Annotated in this window: 21 protein-coding genes and 3 pseudogenes; 14 read left to right on the top strand and 10 right to left on the bottom strand. The window is 40.8% G+C overall.

Going from position 1 to position 22,934, the window contains the following annotated elements:
* Positions 1–131: 131 nt before the first annotated feature.
* The 4 genes from DX009_RS12625 to DX009_RS12640 are packed head-to-tail and all read right to left on the bottom strand — an operon-like array spanning position 132 to position 3,343.
* The gene (locus DX009_RS12625) at positions 132–440 is read right to left on the bottom strand and encodes a helix-turn-helix domain-containing protein (protein ID WP_025001306.1); all 309 of its coding nucleotides are present in this window, start codon (positions 438–440) and stop codon (positions 132–134) included.
* Entirely contained in the window at positions 428–2,491 is a 2,064-nt protein-coding gene (locus DX009_RS12630; RefSeq protein ID WP_115084345.1) for a bifunctional DNA primase/helicase, read from the bottom strand. The genes DX009_RS12625 and DX009_RS12630 overlap by 13 nt, the downstream gene beginning before the upstream one ends.
* Positions 2,488–2,880, bottom strand: a complete 393-nt coding sequence (locus DX009_RS12635; protein WP_009228505.1) for a hypothetical protein — start codon at positions 2,878–2,880, stop codon at positions 2,488–2,490. Before DX009_RS12635 ends, DX009_RS12630 begins: the two co-directional genes overlap by 4 nt.
* Positions 2,846–3,343, bottom strand: a complete 498-nt coding sequence (locus DX009_RS12640) for a hypothetical protein (RefSeq protein WP_025001308.1) — start codon at positions 3,341–3,343, stop codon at positions 2,846–2,848. Before DX009_RS12640 ends, DX009_RS12635 begins: the two co-directional genes overlap by 35 nt.
* Positions 3,344–4,498: 1,155 nt before the next feature.
* On the opposite strand from DX009_RS12640, the gene DX009_RS12645 reads away from it, so the two are divergent.
* The 6 genes from DX009_RS12645 to DX009_RS12670 all read left to right on the top strand — a co-directional run bounded on the left by DX009_RS12645 (position 4,499) and on the right by DX009_RS12670 (position 11,662).
* Complete coding sequence (locus tag DX009_RS12645; protein ID WP_115084346.1) at positions 4,499–4,726, top strand: helix-turn-helix transcriptional regulator; 228 nt, start codon at positions 4,499–4,501, stop codon at positions 4,724–4,726.
* Between the two features lie 26 nt (positions 4,727–4,752).
* Positions 4,753–7,986 (top strand): type I restriction endonuclease subunit R, encoded by a 3,234-nt coding sequence (locus DX009_RS12650; RefSeq protein WP_115084347.1) that lies wholly within the window; start codon positions 4,753–4,755, stop codon positions 7,984–7,986.
* A gap of 9 nt (positions 7,987–7,995) precedes the next feature.
* Positions 7,996–9,648: an HsdM family class I SAM-dependent methyltransferase gene (locus DX009_RS12655; protein ID WP_115084348.1), complete on the top strand. Its 1,653-nt coding sequence runs from the start codon at positions 7,996–7,998 to the stop codon at positions 9,646–9,648.
* Positions 9,649–9,659: 11 nt separating this feature from the next.
* Positions 9,660–10,379, top strand: a complete 720-nt coding sequence (locus tag DX009_RS12660; protein WP_115084349.1) for a DUF3800 domain-containing protein — start codon at positions 9,660–9,662, stop codon at positions 10,377–10,379.
* Positions 10,363–10,932: a hypothetical protein gene (locus DX009_RS12665; protein WP_115084350.1), complete on the top strand. Its 570-nt coding sequence runs from the start codon at positions 10,363–10,365 to the stop codon at positions 10,930–10,932. Before DX009_RS12660 ends, DX009_RS12665 begins: the two co-directional genes overlap by 17 nt.
* Positions 10,933–11,050: 118 nt before the next feature.
* Positions 11,051–11,662, top strand: coding sequence for a restriction endonuclease subunit S (locus DX009_RS12670; RefSeq protein WP_115084351.1), 612 nt, complete (start codon positions 11,051–11,053; stop codon positions 11,660–11,662).
* Here the strand turns inward: DX009_RS12670 and DX009_RS12675 are convergent.
* Positions 11,595–12,272, bottom strand: a pseudogene (locus tag DX009_RS12675) (restriction endonuclease subunit S); the annotation flags it as partial. The gene DX009_RS12670 and the pseudogene DX009_RS12675 overlap by 68 nt on opposite strands.
* Positions 12,273–12,903: 631 nt before the next feature.
* Here DX009_RS12675 and DX009_RS12680 point away from each other — a divergent pair.
* The 8 genes and pseudogenes from DX009_RS12680 to DX009_RS12715 all read left to right on the top strand — a co-directional run bounded on the left by DX009_RS12680 (position 12,904) and on the right by DX009_RS12715 (position 18,430).
* Complete coding sequence (locus DX009_RS12680; protein ID WP_115084353.1) at positions 12,904–13,209, top strand: DUF3853 family protein; 306 nt, start codon at positions 12,904–12,906, stop codon at positions 13,207–13,209.
* Positions 13,206–14,090: pseudogene (locus DX009_RS12685) on the top strand (AAA family ATPase); the annotation flags it as partial. The gene DX009_RS12680 and the pseudogene DX009_RS12685, both read left to right, overlap by 4 nt.
* Before the next feature lie 65 nt (positions 14,091–14,155).
* Positions 14,156–15,115 (top strand): IS982 family transposase, encoded by a 960-nt coding sequence (locus tag DX009_RS12690; protein WP_115082768.1) that lies wholly within the window; start codon positions 14,156–14,158, stop codon positions 15,113–15,115.
* 16 nt (positions 15,116–15,131) lie between these two features.
* A pseudogene (locus tag DX009_RS12695) lies at positions 15,132–15,302 on the top strand (AAA family ATPase); the annotation flags it as partial.
* 181 nt (positions 15,303–15,483) lie between these two features.
* Positions 15,484–16,374 (top strand): CHC2 zinc finger domain-containing protein, encoded by an 891-nt coding sequence (locus tag DX009_RS12700; RefSeq protein WP_115084355.1) that lies wholly within the window; start codon positions 15,484–15,486, stop codon positions 16,372–16,374.
* A gap of 101 nt (positions 16,375–16,475) precedes the next feature.
* Positions 16,476–16,823, top strand: coding sequence for a plasmid mobilization protein (locus tag DX009_RS12705; protein WP_115084402.1), 348 nt, complete (start codon positions 16,476–16,478; stop codon positions 16,821–16,823).
* Entirely contained in the window at positions 16,820–17,746 is a 927-nt protein-coding gene (locus DX009_RS12710) for a relaxase/mobilization nuclease domain-containing protein (protein WP_115084356.1), read from the top strand. Before DX009_RS12705 ends, DX009_RS12710 begins: the two co-directional genes overlap by 4 nt.
* A 21-nt stretch (positions 17,747–17,767) precedes the next feature.
* Complete coding sequence (locus DX009_RS12715; protein WP_115084357.1) at positions 17,768–18,430, top strand: hypothetical protein; 663 nt, start codon at positions 17,768–17,770, stop codon at positions 18,428–18,430.
* 262 nt (positions 18,431–18,692) lie between these two features.
* Here DX009_RS12715 and DX009_RS12720 read toward each other — a convergent pair whose 3' ends face one another.
* From DX009_RS12720 to DX009_RS12740, 5 genes are all read right to left on the bottom strand, one after another.
* Entirely contained in the window at positions 18,693–19,370 is a 678-nt protein-coding gene (locus DX009_RS12720) for a hypothetical protein (RefSeq protein WP_115084358.1), read from the bottom strand.
* Positions 19,360–19,758 (bottom strand): hypothetical protein, encoded by a 399-nt coding sequence (locus DX009_RS12725; RefSeq protein ID WP_115084359.1) that lies wholly within the window; start codon positions 19,756–19,758, stop codon positions 19,360–19,362. The genes DX009_RS12720 and DX009_RS12725 overlap by 11 nt, the downstream gene beginning before the upstream one ends.
* A 364-nt stretch (positions 19,759–20,122) precedes the next feature.
* The gene (locus tag DX009_RS12730) at positions 20,123–21,082 is read right to left on the bottom strand and encodes an IS982 family transposase (RefSeq protein WP_115082768.1); all 960 of its coding nucleotides are present in this window, start codon (positions 21,080–21,082) and stop codon (positions 20,123–20,125) included.
* Between the two features lie 37 nt (positions 21,083–21,119).
* Entirely contained in the window at positions 21,120–21,593 is a 474-nt protein-coding gene (locus DX009_RS12735) for a DUF262 domain-containing protein (RefSeq protein ID WP_115084360.1), read from the bottom strand.
* Positions 21,590–22,894, bottom strand: coding sequence for a PDDEXK nuclease domain-containing protein (locus tag DX009_RS12740; protein ID WP_115084361.1), 1,305 nt, complete (start codon positions 22,892–22,894; stop codon positions 21,590–21,592). The genes DX009_RS12735 and DX009_RS12740 overlap by 4 nt, the downstream gene beginning before the upstream one ends.
* Positions 22,895–22,934 lie beyond the last annotated feature (40 nt).

Genomic DNA, 22,934 nt, shown 5'->3' on the forward strand with positions numbered 1-22,934 from the left:
TCAATAATATTGAACACTGCAAAGATAATGAACAAATACAAAGCCACCAAATATTTTGTTCAATAAATTAATTTTGTTCAATAATAGTGAACAATAGAAGAATATTGAAAGAATCTAATTTTTGAGAGAATTTACCTACACTCTCGCTTACGTAGTATACTATCAATCTCTTCACGAAGAAACAGCAGCCTACCATTAGCTTTGAGAAATGGGATCTTACCTGCCCAAACCCAGTTATAGATAGTCTTTTGCTCAACTTTCAAGATTCTAGAAACATCTATGATATCCAGATATTCCGGTTTCAAAGGTGGACGGACAGTTGTGTCGACGGATTGCTCTTGCAGGACAAGTAACTGGTCGAGTTTATTCTCGACAGTTTTTAGTTTATCAAACAATTGTTTGCACCAATCTGTTTCTGAAGTATCGTTTAAGTATGGCATAGTTCTCCTTTTTGATAGTTTCCACTTGTATCTTGCGTCAATATGCGCTGCTCTTTCATATATGCAATGTACTTTTTTGCAGTTCGGTCTTTGATCTCCATTTCATACATCAGCACCTCACAAAGTTCCTGGTATGAAAGCCTTAGTTTGGTCCGAAATGCAGATTTGATGACAAGCAAGAGTTCATCGGTCTTGCGCTTTTCCTTATCTTCCTTCGATTTCTCGCCACGATAGACGTGCATGTCTTCAGTTTTATCCCAACCGAAGAGCATCATTGGAACATCTAATGGGCTCCCGTCACGGACTTTCAATGCCTTTACGACCGAATATTCAGGATTGTCGTCCCTTTCTATGGAGAGAATACCCGCCGCCTTACGTTGAAGTTCCGAACCAATATGCCCACGCAACTTTATGCCATTAGGCACAAAGTGAAGCACACAAACAATACAGGTATTGTATATGCCTGCCAATCGGTACAGTTCATCTACAATGGCTATACTTTCCGTTTCATCGTTGGCAGAGCGTATCAAGTCAGCAATACCGTCAATTACCACAATATGGATACCACCATGCTTGTGATGGAATAAGTCCATACTCTCACGAATGATTTTTAGCCTGTCTTTGCGGGATAGTGATGCCAAGTAGAGTGAATGGTAGAACTCTGGCACTGCCTTTACTCCTGCCCGACGAAGTGTCTTTCCCAAGTTCTTGTGCAGCTGTGCTTCAGACTGCTCCGTATCATAGTGGAGTACCGCTAATCCTTTTGGGTTAGCAGTTATCTCTAATCCCAATGTCTGTTCAGCTTGTAATCGTTCCGAACCAAGTGTGCCTGAAAGGATTCCAGAAATATAGTTGCTCTTACCTGTTCCTTCTCCACCTGTGATACAAAACAGATTATCCTGGGTTCCGAGTGGAACACCATTGACTGCCACAACTGATTTTGAAGCATCAGGTGGATTATCGTAGTTGATTTCACAAGATTTTAATATCATCATTGTCTGCGAATACATATTGGTAAACATATCAGAAAGGAGAGCTTTCAAGTCATTCGAGTTATTTCCCAAGGCAAAGAAGTCTGATATATCTTTCTCCGACTTAATCCCTTGCAATGGTAAGGTCAAGCTCAAAACCTTATATTGAATGAGTGCATTTGTTTGTTGTTTGGCTTCTCTTATTCCCGTCTCATCAGTGTCATATAATATGATAATATGTCGAAAACGAAGCTGTAACCCTTCGATAATATTCTCAGGAATCTCTGCCGTCTCACTATTGAAACAAATAGCATTAAAACCATGGGCAGATAAAGATAGTACATCTTTCTCTCCACCAGTGATGAATATGATATCTCCTTTACTGGGCAACTGTTGGAAGCCAAAGACATAATCGGTCACTTTCTCACCACCATAAAGAAAGCGTAGCTTACTTTTAGGACGATAAATCTTTACAAATGCCCCCATATTGTAAGCAAACATCGGCTCTTCATTTGTCGACCCTAATGTAAACGGCTTACCTTGATTAGAGATAGACTCATAACGAGCAAGCGACTTTACATGAAAACGTTGTAAGGTATTGGAATCAATACCATATTGTTGCCAATATTTCATTTCCTCGATACCAAAAGATTGTTCTATTAGTTTAAACCACTTCTTCTCTTCCATTAACTTTGGTTGGTCTGCTGGTTGTGAAATAGGAGGTTTAGGAGGTTTCATTATCGTAGATCGTTGTTCAAAGCGTTCTTGCTTTCCTATGTAGATGTTTAGTTGCAAGTCTCGTATAATAGTTTCAAGTACCTTAACAAAATCTTTCTTAACATCCAATCCTATCATTGTGGCAGCAAACCAAAAACAATCTCCAGAATAAGCATCATTTCCAAAGTCTTTCATGCGATAGCAGTCTGACTTTCTATCAAGATATATATTGCATGAAGCACGTTTATCGTCGTACAAAGGATTACGGAAATTACGCTTAATCACGAAATCAATAGGCATATAGAAACAGAATATTTCAAGTCCTTTGTTGGTACGCAATAATATTTCTTCTTTGATGTTCATAGCTCTTCGAATAAGGTTTGAGATTCTCCCATATAGCCTTTTAGCACACCTTCCTTGTAAGCGTTTAGACGCTGCAAAGCCTCTAAACGACGAAAGCCCTTGAAAGTGGCTCTACCCGTCTTGACAGAGAGATAGAGTCCTTTAAATGGATAAACTACATGATTACTAGATACATATCTGTACGGAATAGAATTAGATTCCCTCCATCTTGCAAGTGATGCCTTTGATATTCCAAGCAGGTGCAGAACATCTGCCGAACTCAACTCTATCTTTTCCTCCAAAACGGAATAATCACGCTTTAGCTCCCTGATAAAGCAGGCTATCTGTCTAAATTCTTCACGAAGTGTTTGAAGTTCATTTATTAGGGAGAGTGTTTCGTGGTGTTCCATCTTCTTTAAGTAGGGTTTGGCAAAGATTAATAATAGCTGATAAAAATGGTTTCATTAGATGTTCTTTGTCGTGACTTGTTAGGTGTCTCTTGAAATCCTCCATGAAGTTAAAAATTTTAATTCCGTCACTCGGCATAACCGCCATCAACACCTTAATCAATTTATCTTGTTCTATAGTTTTATAAAAACCGTTCACATGAGTCTTAGGCTCAATCATTGATTCTATGGTTCCCAAAGGAAGATGAATAACTATAACTTCTTTCCCCAAGCCTGCAGCACACTTTCGATATGTGCTAAATCTTATATCCTTTTCCATCTTGCAAGCCTTAAGGAAATTTGAATACTCTATGCCACTTATATGAGCAGCTTCTTTTGCATTCTCACATAAAAGAACTAAACTCTCAAGTGTAGGGCTACTAATATAAAGATGCCCTTTGGGTTTTAATTTGTTTTTATTAGCCATAATATACATAATTGTAATTATTATGGCTACAAAGTTCCTAATGAAACAAGCTTTAGATAGAATATTAAAATACCATTTTCTGGTAGTATAATACCATTTTACGTGTTGATAATCAACGGTATAAAATATAAGGTAGGGACCATCAGTGCAAGGTGCAAGACCTATCTATATATATAGGCTTGCACCTTGCACTGAAAATTGTAGCCAAAGAATCTATAAAACATTTTCTATCAAATATTTGGAGCATGTTCATATTTTTAGTACTTTTGAACCCAAGAAACACAAGAGCGTGTTTCAAGCAGCAGTATCCACGTGTACTCTCAAAATACTCTGTTGTGGCTACAATCTGGCTACACAGAAAAGAAGAAAGTTTATAAAGAACTATGATACAAGGAGATGCAAGGAATATTCATTTTCCTCTCTCTCCGCAAACAAGGGTGTAAATCAGCAAGTTATGCGATTTACACCCTTTATTACACCCAAAAAAAATTCTCGGTATTTCTTGTATGGTTTATTGCGGCACGATGTCAAAGATTCTATTCTTACGTATCATTCAAAGCTACTAGAATAAGACTGTCACCAACTACTACACTATTGCCCTTTGTCGTAACAAAATCTCCCACCAACGAGTAGGATTTTCGTGGTCATCCACGATTTTGAATGCCACGGTTAGCAAGTAGGAGCGGGTCATCTAGGCAACCCAATGCGTCTCAACGAGCAGCACCAGCTCATCAGTCAAGGGCTTCGCTGGTAAGCAACGCCTTATGTCCCTTTTTCAGCCGTAGCAACAATCTCTGCCTTATTCTTTCCATCCAGTCGGCAGGAGTGAGCCGAGGTCACAACGGTTTCCGTAAGAACAAGTCAGGCGAGAAGCTCACTGAGTCAGAAGAAGACCTGCTTGAACACCGCACCGACGGCTCCGACGTATTCGACGCCCTCTACATCAGCTGCGAGAAATTCCCCGTCCACGACATCGTGAACGTACCTGTTAGTGGTGTGATGTAGTATAAAATCCCTCATAAACGGCAAGAAACTTATCCTTCTTACCGTTTTTTTGCAGTTTTTTTTGCATATTTGCGTGATTATTTTCGGCACAAATGACAGAAATTAAAAATATTTCACTAAATTTGTACAGAAATAAACAAGAAATCTTATATGAATGACTTGAAGCGCATAAAAATGGTTCTCTTTGAAAAGAAGCGGACAAGCAAATGGTTGTCAGAGCAGTTGGGGGTCAATCCGTCAACTGTGTCAAAATGGTGTACGAATAGCTCGCAACCAGATTTAGCAAGTCTGCTGAAGATTTGCGACCTTTTGGAAGTCGATATTAAAGAGCTTATCCAAAGAGAATATAAGAACTTTTTGTTATCGCAGGAATCATGAGTTTTCAACCTCAAAATGATTAGGTTATGAAGCAGTTTTCTGAAGCGACACGAGTGCAGATGCCAGCAATGGTACATCTCACTCGAATTGGATATAAATACTTCGGAAAAATTCACGAAGATATGGCTGGCACCGTTTATGACGGTGACACCAATATATTGCTTGGTGTGTTTGAGAAACAGTTTAAGAAACTGAATCCTGAACATGAGGGTGAGTATCTTCAGGTGTTGAAAGATATCCGTAAAGAACTGAACGATGATGATTTAGGACGTGGATTTTACAACCGTTTGAAAGCGGTTTCTCCTGTTAGACTTGTTGATTTTGACAATCCACTAAACAATACGTTCCATTTTACGGCAGAGTTCACTTGTAAGAATGTGCAGGACGAATTTCGCCCCGACATCACTCTATTTGTGAATGGTCTGCCATTGGTGTTTGTTGAAGTCAAGAAACCTAACAACCACGGTGGAATGCTTGCAGAAAGCAAGCGCATGAATCATGAGCGTTTCCCAAACAAGAAGTTCCGTCGATTCATCAATATTACGCAGCTGATGATTTTCAGCAACAATATGGAGTATGATGCTTTGGGTGGCATCGTACCAATACAGGGCGCGTTCTATTGCACAGGTGCAAGAAACTCAGCTCCTTTCAACTGCTTCCGTGAAGACAACCTTTCGAGTCAAAAGGTAGCACCGTTCTATACCGATTACCCATATCTCGACATCAATGCCGATGTAGAGAAAAAGATACTGGCTGACAACAACTGTCAGGTGATTCATACCAGCGTTGAGTATCAGACCAATCTTAATCCATTCAGCCCTACCAACCGCATTCTCACATCAATGTGCTCACCTGAGCGCCTGCTCTACTTGCTGAAGTATGGTATTGCTTACGTTAAGATGGAGCGTGAGGTGGACGGAAAAATCGAGTCCACTGACCAGAAGCACATCATGCGTTATCAGCAGTTCTTCGCTTCGCGTGCAATCCGACAGAAACTGTCTGAGGGAGTGAAGTCAGGCGTAGTATGGCATACGCAGGGAAGTGGCAAGACCGCCCTTTCTTATTCGCTCACTTACATTCTCAACGACTACTATGCCCAGCAAAATAAGGTGGCAAAGTTCTACTTCATTGTTGATCGTCTTGACTTGCTGGAACAAGCCACACAAGAGTTTGAGGCTCGTGGGCTTGTGGTTACTACGGCGAACACTCGTCAGGAATTGATGGAGCAGTTTCGTACCAATCAGGCACAGCAAGGCACCAGCGGTCAGGCGGAAATCACCGTGGTAAACATCCAGCGTTTCGCAGAAGATAAGGAGAAAGTGCGCATCAGCGACTATGCCACCAACCTACAACGCATCTTCATTCTTGACGAGGCACACCGTGGATATAAGCCTGGTGGTTGTTTCCTTGCCAACCTTTTTGAGGCTGATACTGATGCCATAAAGATTGCACTTACTGGTACACCATTGTTGGCAGAGGAACGAGCATCATGCAAGGTGTTCGGTGACTATCTCCATACCTACTATTATGATAGGTCTATTGCTGATGGCTACACGCTTAAAATCATCCGTGAAGACATCGAAACATCATACAAGGAGAAACTATCTGAGGTCTATGACAAGCTCGACACGCTTGTAGAAAAGAAGGATGTGCGCAAGTCGGAAATCATCGAGCACCCTAACTATGTGAAAGAACTTGGTCGCTATATCATGGAGGACTTGAAGAATTTCCGTAAGATACAAGGCGACGAGACTTTGGGAGGCATGGTTGTTTGTGAAACGAGTGAACAAGCACGTCGTCTGTATGAGGTTTTTGAAGAAGAGTGGAACAAGCAGAAACCTAAGACTGTCAAGATAAAAATGCCTGATGGCTCTTACTTTGTTGGCGAAGCGGTGGGTGAATATGAAACGAAATATAAACCTCTGAAAGCCGGGCTCATCCTTCACGACACCGACGACAAGGAAACACGCAAGCAGATTGTCAAGGACTTCAAGAAGAATATGACAATCGACATTCTGATAGTGTTCAATATGCTGCTCACAGGTTTTGATGCTCCACGCTTGAAACGTCTGTACTTTGGACGTAAGCTCAAAGACCACAACTTGCTACAGGCCATCACTCGTGTAAACCGTCCTTATAAGGATATGCGCTATGGCTTCCTCATAGACTTTGCTGACATCAAGAAGAACTTCGACGAGACCAACGAGGCATATCTCCGTGAGCTCAACCGCTTTAATGATGTGGACGAGACCGGCGAAGGCAATGCAACCGACACCTTTACACAAGTTATTGAGGATAAGGAGGAGATTATCAACCAGATGAAGGAGATACGCCAAACACTCTTTGACTACTCCTTCAATAATGCAGAAGAGTTTTCGGAAGAAATCTCCACCGAGGAGGATAAAGCAGTTCTACTCGACCTCAAACATGCTTTGGAGTCGGCAAAGAATATGGCTAACATCGTCCGCACCTTTGGTGACGACGACATGAAAGGGCAGTTTGCAAAGTTGGAGATAACCAAGCTCCCAGCTCTGCTGTCTGAGGTAAACCATCGCATTGACATCATCAACCAAAAAGAATACTTTGGTGCAAGCGCTGAAACCAAAACGCTCATCAATGAGGCGATGATGGATATTGAGTTCAACTTCTCCAAGATTGGGCAGGAAGAAATGCGCATGATAGCAGGAGGCGTGGAATTAAAAGAGAAATGGCAACGTACCATTTCAGCGTTCACTCAGAACTTCGATCAAGAAGACCCTGATTATATCACATTAAAGGATGCTTTTATGCAGCGTTTCAAAGAACATGGCTTTGTGGTTGACACTGTAGCAAAGTTCAACGAGGAAACAAAGGCTCTCGACGACATCATCAAACGACTGCAAGAGCTTCAGCGTCGTAACGACAATCTTGTGAAGAAGTATCACGGCGACCAGAAGTTTGCTCGTGTTCACAAACGCATCTGCGAGGAGAACAAAGCACGCACTACATCTGGCAAACTAGCGATGTTTGACGGACTGCGTGAGGAGGAACTGGTCATAGTGCTTAACATGATTAAGAACGAGATTGACTCAAAGGTATATGACCGCAACGACATTCTGAAAAAAGATGCCTATTTCGGACGCACCGTGATGGCTATCCTCAGCACCACCATCAATAGCATTGACAACTTCACAGTAAATGCAGATGATTACCAGTTCATCCAGCAGCGAATTGCAGGACAATACATGAATCAATATAAAGCAACTTACGCATACGCATAATATACACCTATGTCGCAAATTAAAGAAAAGACCATACAGCTGATTGATGCCCTCAAAGCCACATATAAAACGTATGGTATGGGCAACGATGGCAACGAATATAAGATTATCACACAGGTTTTCCTCTATAAGTTCCTGAATGATAAGTTTGGCTATGAGGTGAAGAATGCCCAATGTCCACAGTCAAAATTTCTCAACGAGGCTGAGCAGTGGGAAACCGCATACGAACAAATGTCAGACAACGACCGTTGGATGTTGCAGAACACCATTTCGGCAGACGTTCCTATGCTTGAACCTTATCATCTCATTCACAACTTATGGAATCAGCAAGGCAAGGGTGATTTTGACACTATCTTTGACAATACCATGACGGATATTGCCGAGAAGAATGCCGATATTTTCTCAACACAGACAACTGCCAACACCAAGATACCTCTCTTTGAGCCGTTGACACAGTTCGTTACCGACAGCGCACAGCGTGCTCCGTTCGCGCGCGCCCTGGTGGATAAGCTCGCCAACTTCTCGTTTGAAGAGGCATTCGCAGAGAACTACGATTTCTTTTCCAGCATCTTCGAGTACCTTATCAAGGACTACAATACCGCTGGTGGTGGTAAGTATGCGGAGTATTACACACCTCATGCCATTGCTACCATCATGGGACGCTTGCTCGTAGGCGACAATCCCAATCTTCACAATGTGGAGTGCTACGACCCCTCAGCTGGTACGGGTACTCTACTGATGGCATTGAGCCACCAAATTGGCGAGGACAAATGCACTATCTTTGCACAAGACATTTCCCAGCGAAGCAACAAGATGCTGAAGCTAAACTTGCTACTCAATGGTCTTGTGTCATCGCTCGACCATGCCGTGCAGGGTGATACCCTCGTAGCTCCTTACCACAAGAGCGACGACGGCCAGCAGTTACGCCAGTTTGATTTTGTGGTAAGCAACCCTCCTTTCAAGATGGACTTCTCGGACACTCGCGAGAAGATAGCAGCCATGCCGGCACGTTTCTGGGCTGGTGTCCCTAATGTGCCTGCAAAGAAGAAAGAGTCAATGGCTATTTACACTTGCTTCATCCAGCATGTCATAAATTCTTTGAAGAAAAACGGCAAGGGTGCCATTGTTATCCCTACTGGCTTCATTACTGCAAAGAGTGGCATCGAGAAGAATATTCTTCAGAAGATTGTTGACGACAAAGTAGTTTATGGATGTGTGTCCATGCCAAGCAATGTGTTTGCCAACACTGGCACCAACGTAAGCGTGTTGTTCTTCGACAAGTCTGCCACCACTGACAAGGTTATCCTCGTTGATGCAAGCAAACTCGGTGAGGAATATAAGGATGCCAACGGCTTGAAGAAAGTGCGCCTGAGCGATGACGAGATTGAGAAGATTGTTACCACATTCCAAAACAAGGAAGCAGTGGATGATTTCTCAGTTGCCGTTACCTACGACGAAATCAAGGAGAAACGTTATAGTCTCTCGGCTGGTCAATACTTCGACATCAAGATTGACTATGTGGACATCACCGAAGAGGAGTTCAATCAGCGCATGACCGATTATAAAACGGAACTCACGCAACAATTTGCCGAGAGCCACCGTTTAGAAGAGGAGATTATGAAGCAGTTGGATGCGCTGAAATTTAATACTACTATCAATTAAATAAAAAGGTAATGGGACAATTGTATAATATATACTGTGATGAAAGCTGTCATCTAATAAATGATGCTTTCAATAGCACCGCAATGGTTATCGGTGGCATCTTATGCCCAGACAATATCAAGAAAGAAGTGGCAAGCGATCTGAAAGAAATAAAGAAAAGACATGGCATTGCAGAGCATGTAGAGATTAAATGGAACAAAGTTTCACCTGCAATGCTTGGTTATTACCTTGATTTGGTTGACTATTTCTTTGATAATACCAACTTACATTTTAGAGCGGTCGTCATTCCTGACAAAAGTACGCTTAGGTACGGAGATTTCGGGCATACACCTGACGACTTCTACTACAAGACATATTTCAATATGCTCAAAACCATGTTGGAACCAGGTAGTGAATATGCTATTTATATAGATATTAAAGACACTCGAAGCCAGCAGAAGGTCGAAAAACTGCATGATGTTTTGTGCAATAACAGCTACGACTTTAACAGGCATATGATTAAAAGAGTACAACAAATACGCTCTCATGAAGTAGAGTTGATGGGACTAACAGACCTTTTGATAGGTGCTGTTTCATATCTGCATAGAGGCCTGACGCAAAGTCCACCAAAACTGGCTATCATTGATAGAATAAGGAAACGTAGTGGCTACACATTAGAAAATAGCACATTATACAGAGAAGACAAATTCAACTTGTTCATTTGGCATCAAAGAAATGGTACCAATAACTAAACTTCCAATAATAATAGAACTAAGTGAGTATGGAGGTAATTATTCTTCATATATAAATGCAGTTTATGCAATTTTTCACAAAGATTTCATAAGACACAAGACTTCTTTTGGTTCTCACGAACTGCAAATGAAGTTTAACCCTATGTATCAAGAGCGTGCCTACACTTTTTATCACATGACCCACGAGGGTAAGGTAGAAAGCGAGCGCACACCAGACCTGCGACGTTGCGAAAGAATTGGTTGGGCACGTCCTTGCATTGAAAATGTGGAAAGCTGGTCGTTAAAGTTTTGGAGACAAAATAGACAGCGTTCGTCAAACAGGGTTTGCATTCTCTTAGACGTAGAAGAGGATTATGACTATTTTGTCATCCTTGAAGTTCGTGGTACCTATGTATTGCTTTGGACAGCTTTCATATCTCAGTGTCATCATGAAACAAGGAAAAAACTAAAAGAATATGAAGAGTGGAAAAAGAATGAAGGCAACAATGTAAATACACCTGACCAGTTGATAGAAATCATTCGAAATGAGATAAAAAAGCAAGAGGCGACTTAACATCGCCTCCGTAACTCCTTCAACACATGGTTGCTGAGATAGTGCAAAGTTATCCATTATACTGGACTTTGCCAAGTTTTGAGGCAATTTTAAGGATTTGTTTAACATTGTTTAAGATATGAAAAGGCCGTATTTGACAAAACATAGACTTGGTGAACTCATAGAAGTAACTCGTGGAGCAAGTCTATCGGGTGAATACTATGCAGAGGAAGGTAAGTTAGTTCGCCTGACACTTGGTAATTTCGATTTGAACGGAGGTGGATTCAAACTCAACACCTCAAAGACGGATTTGTACTTTACAGGTCCTGTAAAAGAGAACTTTATTCTGAGTAAAGGTGACATCATCACGCCGCTTACCGAGCAGACGATAGGTTTGCTTGGTGCAACTGCGCGTATTCCAGAGAGTGGCAAATACATACAGAGTCAAGATGTTGCTCTTATTCGTTGCAAAGAGGGATTGTTATATCCTAACTACTGCTATTACCTGATTTCGTCTAAGATGGTCAGAAACCAGCTTAGTGCAGCAGCTCAACAAACAAAAATACGCCACACTTCACCCGACAGAATCAAGGATTGCACAGTGTGTATTCCGTCTTATGAAGAGCAAGTACGCATAGGAGATTTACTTGTTGAGATTGATGAAAAAATCAACCTCAACAAGTCTATAAATCATAATTTAGCGACACTTGTCCGTTCATCAAAAGAGGGAGAAGTTCGTCGCGCTGCTTAGTGAGCGATATAATTTCTTTTCTGTTTCGAGTTATCTGTTCAAAAAAAGTTTGTGCTGTATCTTCAAAATCCTTAACCTCTTTTTCTGACGGCACAATTACAGGTTGTTCTTTCAAGAAGCTAAAATGTCTTGCATATCCTTTCCCTATTTTTACACCTTTCATAGCATAATATAAGTACTCAATAGGGATATTTGAATCCTTTGATAATATCACCTGTGTTCCGTCTGCGCCTCTAACAAACGGAAAGTTCACATACTTTACAGCACAAGAGTGGTCACCAAAAACAATAGCTGGATATTGGTTAACTACGGCTTCTTCTCTTTCGGTGAACCCTGCATAATAGACATCAGTGGCTTGGTCGATTATGGGATATGTTCCAGATGGCAAATATTCGTCTGTGCTAAGTCGTGGAGTTATAAATACTTTATCCAAAATACTACCAATATTTGTGACTTCCCACCCTCCAGGTATCTCTCTCTTCAGCTTCTCATTCCACACCATCTTTCCCCCACTACTTTTATAAGGCTTTCCATTTTCATCTGGAAAGTCGAACTGTACAAACCAATAATCGTAGAGTTGCTTTGCCATCGCCTCCAAATTATGATTTATCGGTAGTCGCTTTGCTCTGGCGGACACCTTGTCGCCTAGTGGTTGGTTACCGCCCATTTTTGATATGCTCGAGGGAGGAGGGAATGAGCCTTGTGGGAGCTTGTAGCGGTAGGTGCAATCAATCTCGCACGGTGGAAAAGCGATTGCGGGTATTCGTGCTTGGTCTGGGGCATGGACCGTGCAGCTTAGCCGTGGTAATGACACGGAATCAAAGATTGTTCTTACGAGGGAGAGGACTTATTGGAAGGAAATGAGGGACTGAATTTTGCGAACAGAGGCTTATTTTCCCTTCACAAAGTTAGGTTGCTACCCTTGGTGAAAAATTAGACACGATTTCCTCTCAATATTTTTATAGATCTACACCTGTATAGAATCTAATGTACGTTGTAAGAGAAAATTACTAAGTCAGTCATAATGATTACTTATAAACGGTATTTTGCCCGATATTGTTCACTTTATGAGTATGATTTAAGTGTTTTTGATAGTCTCTGATTTCCCTGTTTTCTCTTATATTTCCCGCCATATCCCTTTCACTTGGTAGAACATTAAAAGCCTTCTAATTTTGCATCGTCAGACCTGACTGAAAGCCCTATGCGCAAGGGCAAGTTATTCATTTCAAAACAATTGAATTATGACGATAAACGAATTACTGGACAAGCCTGTTTGGCAGATGACTGGTGAAGAATTGCTTTTCCTTGCACGACACGGCAATATGTCCACGAATGGAGAAACGGCAAAGGCTTCCTCCAAAGAAGAAAAGCAGTATGTGTACGGCTTGGCAGGCATCGCACGACTTTTTGGGTGCAGTCTGCCAACGGCTAATCGCATCAAGCAGAGTGGTAAAATCAATCGTGCCATTACACAAGTCGGTCGTAAGATTATTGTTGATGCTGACCTTGCACTTGAATTGGCAGGGCGAAAGATAGGAGGACGATGATGAATACAACTGATTATGAAAACATTTGGCAAAAGTCGCTCATTCATGTAACCGATGAGTTTGCACTTCCTCCAGTTGTACTGCAAGCAGGCGAAGCTATTATTGGCACATTAGGTAACTTCAGTGTATCGACAGGCAAGGCAAAAGCCAAGAAAACTTTCAATGTGAGTGCCATCGTTGCAGCAGCCCTTGTCAATGGACAGGTGCTGGAATATCAAGCATCATTTCCTGAAAGTAAACGCACGATACTTTACTTTGACACGGAACAAAGTCCTTACCATTGCCAACTTGTAATGCAACGCATTTTGAAATTGGCAAAACTGCCGATAGACAAGGAACCACAGAATTTGAAGTTCAGTCATCTTAGAGCCATTGCTGACCCTAACGAGCGCAGAGAAATCATTCGCTATGCAATTTACCATACGCCAAATGTGGGGTTGGTGGTTATTGACGGCATTCGTGATTTGATGCTCGACATTAACAACTCAACGGAAGCGACCAAGTTGGTAGGTGATCTAATGCAGTGGACAAGTGAACAGAATATCCATATACAGACCGTGCTTCACCTCAACAAGGGCGATGACAACGCACGAGGACATATTGGGACGGAACTCAACAACAAGGCTGAAACAGTTCTTCAAATCACAAAGGACAACACTATGCCTGAACGCAGTATTGTTGCGCCCTCCATCATCCGCACCAAACCTTTTGAAAAGTTTGCCTTTCGACTTAAGGAGGTTGAAGACGAGATTTGCATTCCCCAAATAGATCTCTCATATTCGGACAATGAACGGAAGTCACATCGTTTCTCCTATCAAGAGTTAAGCACTAATGAACATCGAAAAGCGTTGGAACCAATCTTCTCTACAAATGAAGTCTTGCTAACCCGTTGGCGGAATTAATCAATAGATAAAATATCAGAAATATGAATGTAAAAAAGTTGCACATGTCGCTAAAAATCAGTAACTTTATGATTATCAACAATACTGTTATCTGCTTTAACTCCATGCACAACTTATATGCAAATTTCGTCAAAATACTTGAGATATGCAAGAAATTCTCCTACGGATTGGTTAATGACCTTGGAAATATTCCTCGTCGTGGTGTTGTCCCTCGCTTCTCTGACCTTGATGTCATAGCCCTGAGTCTGACAGCTGAGCATCTCGGCATTGACAGTGAGAATAACCTCTTTGACCGGCTGAAAGAATACCAAAAGGACTTTTGTCATCTCATCAGTCGTCGCCAGTTCAATGACCGTCGCAAGAACACATATCACCTGTGTGAAATGATTCGTAAGCGTATAGCAAAGGCAATGGATGGTGCAGAGGAATATTTCTGTGTAGATTCCAAACCGATAGAGGTTTGCAGACTCTCAAGAGGCAAACGCTGCAAGATGGGCAAGGACGAGCCTGATAAATCTCCAGCTTTTGGTTACTGCGCCACGCAAGGAGTATATTATTATGGTTATAAGTTGCACGCTGTATGCGGTTTACGAGGTGTTATACATTCATTTGACCTGACGGCTGCTAATGTTCATGATATACATTATATGAAGGATGTGAAGTTTGAATTTTCAGAGTGCAGTATTCTTGCTGATAGAGCTTATCTGAGTGCAGAACTGCAACAAGATCTGTTTTCATCTGCGCACATCAAACTGGAGGTTCCGTATAGATTAAACATGAAGACATGGAAGCCTGCTTTTAAACCTTATGCGAAGGCTAGAAAAAGAATTGAGACTTGTTTCTCTCAACTATGTGACCATCTCATGCTCATCAGGAACTATGCAAAACAGACCACAGGACTATTCGCAAGAATTACTGCCAAAATCAGTACGTTTACAGTACTGCAATACATTAACTACATAAACGACAGACCACTAGGACATGTCAAATATGCATTAAATTAATTCCGCCAACAAGTTCTTGCTATATAGTAAACTTATCGTAGCTCTCAAAGAGGCTTATGCAGAAGTTGTGGGACAATCCTACGGACAAACAAAGCTCAAGGAGCTTTTACAATTCTTGCTCAACAAAGGCATAGTGGTTAAGGAAGAACGAGGAAAATATCGGTTCAACCATAATTCTCTACAATAAAACCTTTGGTCGGTCGGACACAGGCTATATATCCCTGAAACAATCCGACCAAAGAGAAACAAACTTGGTCGGACGTAAAGGTGTGCCTATAGTGTACGACTGTCCGACCAATCCTAAGCCTTTCAGCCTCTAAAAGAAAAAGGCTGAGACTTATTCATTTCAAATATCAAAACAAATTACAATGGAAATACAAAATATCAAGCAAATCTCTATCACAGATTATTTGCAGCAACAGGGTTATTCACCTGCACGAGTACAAGGTATTCACTTTTGGTACTGCTCCCCACTTCGTAACGAAAGTACACCATCATTCAAAGTAAATATAGAGCGTAATCAATGGTATGACTTTGGAACTGGCGAACATGGAGATATCATTGACCTTGTGCGTGCTTTACAGCATTGTACCATGAACGAAGCTATTGAACTTCTAATCGGTTCAAAACAAATAATGCATCAAGATTTTTCTTTTGGCGGTGAAAGAAAAACCTCTAAGCACAAATTAGAAATCATATCTGTGCAATCGCTTACCAATCCTTATTTGTTACGTTACATCGTAGAGCGAGGAATATCTCTCAGCATCGCTAATAGATTCTGTTCTGAAATTCGATACAATAATACCAATCGGACATACTATGCCATTGGATTTTCAAACGATGCTGGCGGATGGGAAATTCGTAATCCTTATTTCAAAGGCTGCATTGCTCCAAAAGCGATTACAACTATTAGTAAAGGCACAGACGTTTTACAAATCTTTGAAGGGTTTATGGATTTCCTTTCGTGGCAAACGCTAAATCCTTCTTCAACTTGCGACACCATAGTTCTTAATTCTTTGGCTCTTTTGCCACGTATTCAAGAGAAGATAAAAGGCTACAAGCAAGTTGAGAGTTTTCTAGACAATGATGAAGCAGGACGAAAATCGTTTGACGTTTTGAAGCAGTTTTGCCCATCTATCATAGATGGCTCTGTTCGCTATCGAACTCACAAAGACCTCAACGAATGGCTTATATCTCTGTCCAAAGTACAAGAAAATCAACCTTCGTTACCAACCATAAAGTGTGGTATCAGAAGATAGTGTTTATCAGGGAAGCAAGTTTGTGTTTTGAGTATCTCAAAACCTACTTGCTCCCACCTTTGGGAGGTGATAATCCCGTTGGTCTCATCAAAAAAATAAAAATGGAACAGAAGAATAAAGGTGGACGCCCCACCAAGACATTATCAGAGAAACGGAAATATCAAGTGCTTCTTCGGCTTAATACAATGGAGTACTACACCTTGTTGAGAAAAGCACGTGAAGCCTTAATTCCTCGAACAGAGTTCTTACGGCAGCTCATAACAAATGCAGAAGTAAAGAGTCGAATCAAGCCAGAGGAAATGCAACTCATCCGTACAGTTTCTGGCATGGCTAACAATCTTAACCAGATTGCCCATCGGCTCAATGCTTTCGGCATCTCTGCACTCAACGAAGAACTGAATGCGCTGAAACAACTTATTCACGAACTTATGAAACGATTGAAGCCATGATAGCCAAGATTATTAAAGGAACAAACTTCAGTGGAGTTGTCAGTTATATGCTTAGCAAGCGTGAAGATAAAGTCAAAGTCTTACAAGCCAATGGCGTGCGCAGTTCTTTTCCAAATGACATTGCATACGACTTCAACTTGCAAGCCTCTATGCGCCCGAATGTACATAAACCTGTTTGTCATACCATACTCTCATTCTCGGCACATGATTCAGAACGACTGACAGATGCAACAATGGTGAAGATTGCCAACGAGTATCTTCATAAAATGGGCTATGGCGACACACAGAGCCTTATCGTAAAGCACAGTGACCGCCAGCATCCGCACTTGCACATTTGTATCAATCGTATCGGCAATGATGGCAAGACCATCAGCGACCGCAACGAAAAGTATCGTTCCACAAAGATTTGCCGAGGACTGACTGAGCGTTATGGTCTAACTATTGGCGAAGGAAAGCAAGAGGTAAACCGATCACGATTGAGAGGTGAAGATAAATTGCGGTATGAGATATTCGATACCATTAAGTCTATATTACCTCAATCTCAGACTTGGAAAGATTTTGTTGCAGAATTAGAGCAAGAAGATATTACCACTCGTTTCAAAACAAAAGGTAATACCGATGTTGTACAAGGAATCATCTTTGAAAAGGATGGTTGCAGCTTCAGTGGCTCAAAGATAGACCGCTCGTGTTCTTTCTCTCGCCTTAATGCGGAGATAGAGCGAAATTCCCAACGGCAAGAGCAAAATCATCTAAAAAAAGAGCCTATGACACATTCTGTCGATGACAACAGTTTTACTTCAGACTTTTCCGAAGCAATCAGCGAAGTGTTCACTATGCCAATGCCAAGTAGTGGCGTGGATGTAGATGAACTCTGCTTTCAAAAGAAGCTTCGCAATCGAGCTAATCGCAAACGTAGAATTTAGTCACATCAAATTTATATCAGAATGAATAACGAAATAGCACCTGTTCTCGATATTCTCGAAGAACTCAAACAAGACTGCAAAGCCATCAGTAAAGCACAAGCAGAACTGCGCACGGCTCTTGTTGAACAGCCTATAAACTCAAAAGCAGAGCATACCGCAGCGCAAGAAGCCGTACAAATTCATCTCTCCCAAGAGACCCAAGTCAAAATCAAGGAGCATCAACTTTTTGTTTTGGCGGCACTCTCTGAGTCGAGCAAGAAACTCGACCCAAAGTTTGAAGCCTTGCAGCAACTCATCAAAGAGCAGCAAAAGCCCGTAGAATATAAGAACTACTCGCTCTTTGCAAGTGTGCATTTAGCCGAGCGCATGTTACTCCTGTTAGTCTGTGGACTGGTCATGATAAGTTGCTGGTTCTTCAGTATGGGAGCAAACCAACTGCAAACCTCCTCCGATTACGACCTGCGTTACCGCTATCTGCGTATGCAAGGAAAAGCTACTGCCTCAGACTTTGCTCATCTTGACAGCATCTTTATCACGCACCGCAATTCCAAAGCCATTCAGCAGATGCAACAGAAGGTTGTTGATTATGAGCAAGCCCTACAACGACAAGCAGAGTTATTGTTACAACAGGATAAGATTAAGCAGGAGCAGAGAGAGCTGAAGATACATTTACTTTCCCAATAACATATTGAGACCATCTCTTCTTTCTATCTTTCCTGTATCTAACTCTTGTAAAGAGCTTCTGTCTACAAAAAAGGAAGATTGATATATTTACTCAGAGGTTATCGTACTGCAAGATAAGAGGAGAGCAAAGGATTGAAAAAGAAGTGGAAAGTACAGTGAAATCAGTAGAGTATGCAGGAAGTACACTTAGTCTTCCAGCAACTCTTTTCATCTATTTTGTAGCATAATACTTATAGACTGTTATTCATTGTAATACAAGAAATTAGTAATGTTTGAGCGTGAACTTTGCATAGAGTTCCATATAAATCATGTCCATAAGAACTAACAGAGAAAACCAAGATGCATAGTAGATTCCTTCCTTTTCTTTTATCTTTTGAGGATTCATCACATTGCCTTGATATGAAAGAGCATTGTGAGCGCAACGATTTCGATGTTCATATAGGCTTTCATATATTTTATCATTGAGAGGGCTTTCTAAGAGACTATCTCCCGCCCACCTTTTAATGGCAAATAGCTCTTTGATTTTGAGGTCTCGTAGTTCTCGAGGAAGCCATACCTTTAGAATGCTTTTCTCGAGAATATTGTCCTTGAAGTCTTTTAATTGGTTTAGTAATTCGTTCTTTCTTGTATCATCAATCTTTTTAACTCGTTCGATAAGGGTTTTATAGACGATATTCTTGCTATCGTATTTAGAGTATTCTCCCTGTTTAGAATTGTCGCGCAAAAAATCTCGGCGATACTCAAAGTCGTAGGTAGCAATATCCCATAAGATACACTTTGCTTTTTGCTCCATGCATCCTGTTAACTTCATGAAAAGAGTCTGTAAGATGTATTCTTTCATGATGTAATTACAAACCTTCCCCTTGTATAAGTCCATAGGGAACAATGTTTTCTCAATAAGAGAGGCGAGAGGTGTAAGAATGAAATCTTTATGCTTCATCACTTGAATTGTTTTGACTCATTAAATAGCTTCTATATATATTAATAGAGGCTTGGATACGGCTACGAAGGTATTTAAGGGCTGAGGGTGACTTAGTGTGCTTATTATTTCCTTTAAATTCATCTACCTTTTCCTTTATTTCAGAGGAAATTCTTTCTATTGTAGAGGAGATAGTTTTGCCTTCAACAATGGTGTAATATATTAACCCAAACAGATAAATGTCAGCATCTATGATAGAAGTGAATATCCTTGGAATAAAAGGGAATTGTAGATGCCTCTCAAGTGCTAGGTATCTTTGTTGATAGTCGTCTATTAACAGGTGACTAAACAAAAAGCTATCCTCATTGTTGACCTCTGCTAATATATAAGACTCGTAGTATTTCTCCATTTTAGTTTTATAGCTTTGTGCGAGTCTTCCTGCACCTTCATTCTTTTTATATTGCGATAGTAATGATAGATATCGAACAAAGTCAATAGGGGCATTATTGATGGTTATACTATTGGTGAATTGAGGAGAAAACCATTGTTCAAAGCCTTCTCTTAAGAAATATAGAGATTTGCGGCTTTCTATCTGAGAGAGTGATTTACCTTTAATGTTTATATTGCGAAAGACAGAGGAGTATAGCTTTTGTTGTTCTGTCTTTTTTTGGCTGATGGGTACAATAAGAGAGAACCCTATATAGGAATCTTTCCAAAAGCTATTGTCTAATCCAAAATTAACAGTTTTATATTTACTATACTTGTTGGCGGAATTAATTTAATGCATATTTGACATGTCCTAGTGGTCTGTCGTTTATGTAGTTAATGTATTGCAGTACTGTAAACGTACTGATTTTGGCAGTAATTCTTGCGAATAGTCCTGTGGTCTGTTTGGCATAGTTCCTGATGAGCATGAGATGGTCACATAGTTGAGAGAAACAAGTCTCAATTCTTTTTCTAGCCTTCGCATAAGGTTTAAAAGCAGGCTTCCATGTCTTCATGTTTAATCTATACGGAACCTCCAGTTTGATGTGCGCAGATGAAAACAGATCTTGTTGCAGTTCTGCACTCAGATAAGCTCTATCAGCAAGAATACTGCACTCTGAAAATTCAAACTTCACATCCTTCATATAATGTATATCATGAACATTAGCAGCCGTCAGGTCAAATGAATGTATAACACCTCGTAAACCGCATACAGCGTGCAACTTATAACCATAATAATATACTCCTTGCGTGGCGCAGTAACCAAAAGCTGGAGATTTATCAGGCTCGTCCTTGCCCATCTTGCAGCGTTTGCCTCTTGAGAGTCTGCAAACCTCTATCGGTTTGGAATCTACACAGAAATATTCCTCTGCACCATCCATTGCCTTTGCTATACGCTTACGAATCATTTCACACAGGTGATATGTGTTCTTGCGACGGTCATTGAACTGGCGACGACTGATGAGATGACAAAAGTCCTTTTGGTATTCTTTCAGCCGGTCAAAGAGGTTATTCTCACTGTCAATGCCGAGATGCTCAGCTGTCAGACTCAGGGCTATGACATCAAGGTCAGAGAAGCGAGGGACAACACCACGACGAGGAATATTTCCAAGGTCATTAACCAATCCGTAGGAGAATTTCTTGCATATCTCAAGTATTTTGACGAAATTTGCATATAAGTTGTGCATGGAGTTAAAGCAGATAACAGTATTGTTGATTATCATAAAGTTACTGATTTTTAGCGACATGTGCAACTTTTTTACATTCATATTTCTGATATTTTATCTATTGATTAATTCCGCCAACGGGTTTACTATGATCTATCTTATCAAGAATGCTCTGCTTGTCCTGCCCATCTTTAGTGAAATATTTGAATTGCCATTCAATTGGCATTATATCCTCATTATCATCCTCTAAATCGTCATTTTCATTAGCTGTAGATGTGTATTCTTTATCTTTGAATTTGAACTTTTCCCTATCTGGGAATAGTCCTATGTAGGCAATAAGTATTGCAGATAGGCGTTGCTGTCCATCTAAGATATAGTTTGTCGTGCCATCATAATTCCCAATAGTTATAGGTGGAACAAATAAGCCATTTTTTAAGCTGGTAATAAGTTCCTTTACATCTTCTTCTTCCCAAACAAAGGCTCGTTGGTAGTCGGGTAAAATTATTTCTTTTGTGAGTATGAGTTTAATCCATTGCTCAAGGGAGTACTCGCCATAGAAGTTTCTGCTACCTTTTGTGATACTTGTATTCATGAATTGTATTTTGTATTGTTTATTTTTGGAGCATTGTCAATTATATGGCTTAACTCTTCTTCCACTTCCTCTACCGTAGGCAGAGCCGACCTCAAATTCTCAGGAATAGCTTTTGAGAGTTGGTAATCACTCACACCTATTGGCTGGTCGTAACCCGAGAGTGCATATTGCGCCACCACCTTATCGCCTCCATTGCAGAGGAGCAATCCAATGGTCTTGTTGTCGTGTTCGCCACGGAGAGTATCATCTACTACATTGATGTAGAAGTTGAGTTGCCCCATGTATTCGGGCTTGAAAGGGGTGGCTTTGAATTCGATAACCACATAGGCATGCAGTTGAATATTGTAGAGAATGAGGTCAGCATAGAAATCTGAATCACCTACTTCAAAATGTTTCTGTTGCGCCACAAAGGCAAAGCCACTTCCCATTTCGAGTAAGTACTTTGTGATATGCGAAACCAATTGCTTTTCAATGTCTCGTTCTGCCATTTTATCTGTTTGTCCCATCATATCAAAGATGTAAGGGTCTTTCATCAGATAGTTGGCAAGGTCGCTTTGCGGTTTGGGTAATCGTACCGAGAAGTTGCTCACTTTCTTTGCCGTAATCTGCCGGCCAAAGAGATTGGTCTCAATCTGCATTTGCAGAACATTACTACTCCAACCATTGGCAACCGCCTGCGTGATATACCAATAACGTTCACCCAAAGGCAGCTTGCTATTAAGCAATATAACATGGCTCGCCCAGTTAGTGCGAACTACGGCAGACTGTTTAAAAATGTCTTCTATCTGATTTATATCGTGTTGGTAAATGACAGACAGTACTTCAGATATCTCTCCTAATTGTGCAAGAGGTTCTTGCGTAATTATATCTCCTAGATTACCTGTAGCTTGAATTTGCGCAAGAGGTTCTTGCGTAAATTGATTGAGTTCGCTTGTAAGTTGTAATACATTATTAACCGAAGGACTATTAAGCTGTTTTTCAACCTTACCCATTTCTAATAGAATCTCCATAGGATAGGCTTTGGCGAATTGACACATATAGATAAGATTACGAGTGGAATAGCCTTTCTTATCAGGATATTTAGAACGTATCGCTTTTGAAAGATTATCTATGACTTTGCTTCCCCAACCTTCTTTTTTTTGGAGGTAGAGAATAAAATGCCCTACTTTCCAATAGTGGAAGAGCATATCTGCATTAGCCGAGGCAACCACGCGCACTTGTGTATGCTCGAGGTCTGTACCAATAGCTTGAACAACGAGGGATAAATCTTGTTTCTCTGCTTTATTTATTTCTTGGCTCATATTATTTCGGTGTTATAATTGATTGAATTTACTCATGGCA

It is taken from the genome of Prevotella pallens, assembly GCF_900454935.1.
GTDB classification, from domain to species: Bacteria; Bacteroidota; Bacteroidia; order Bacteroidales; family Bacteroidaceae; genus Prevotella; species Prevotella pallens.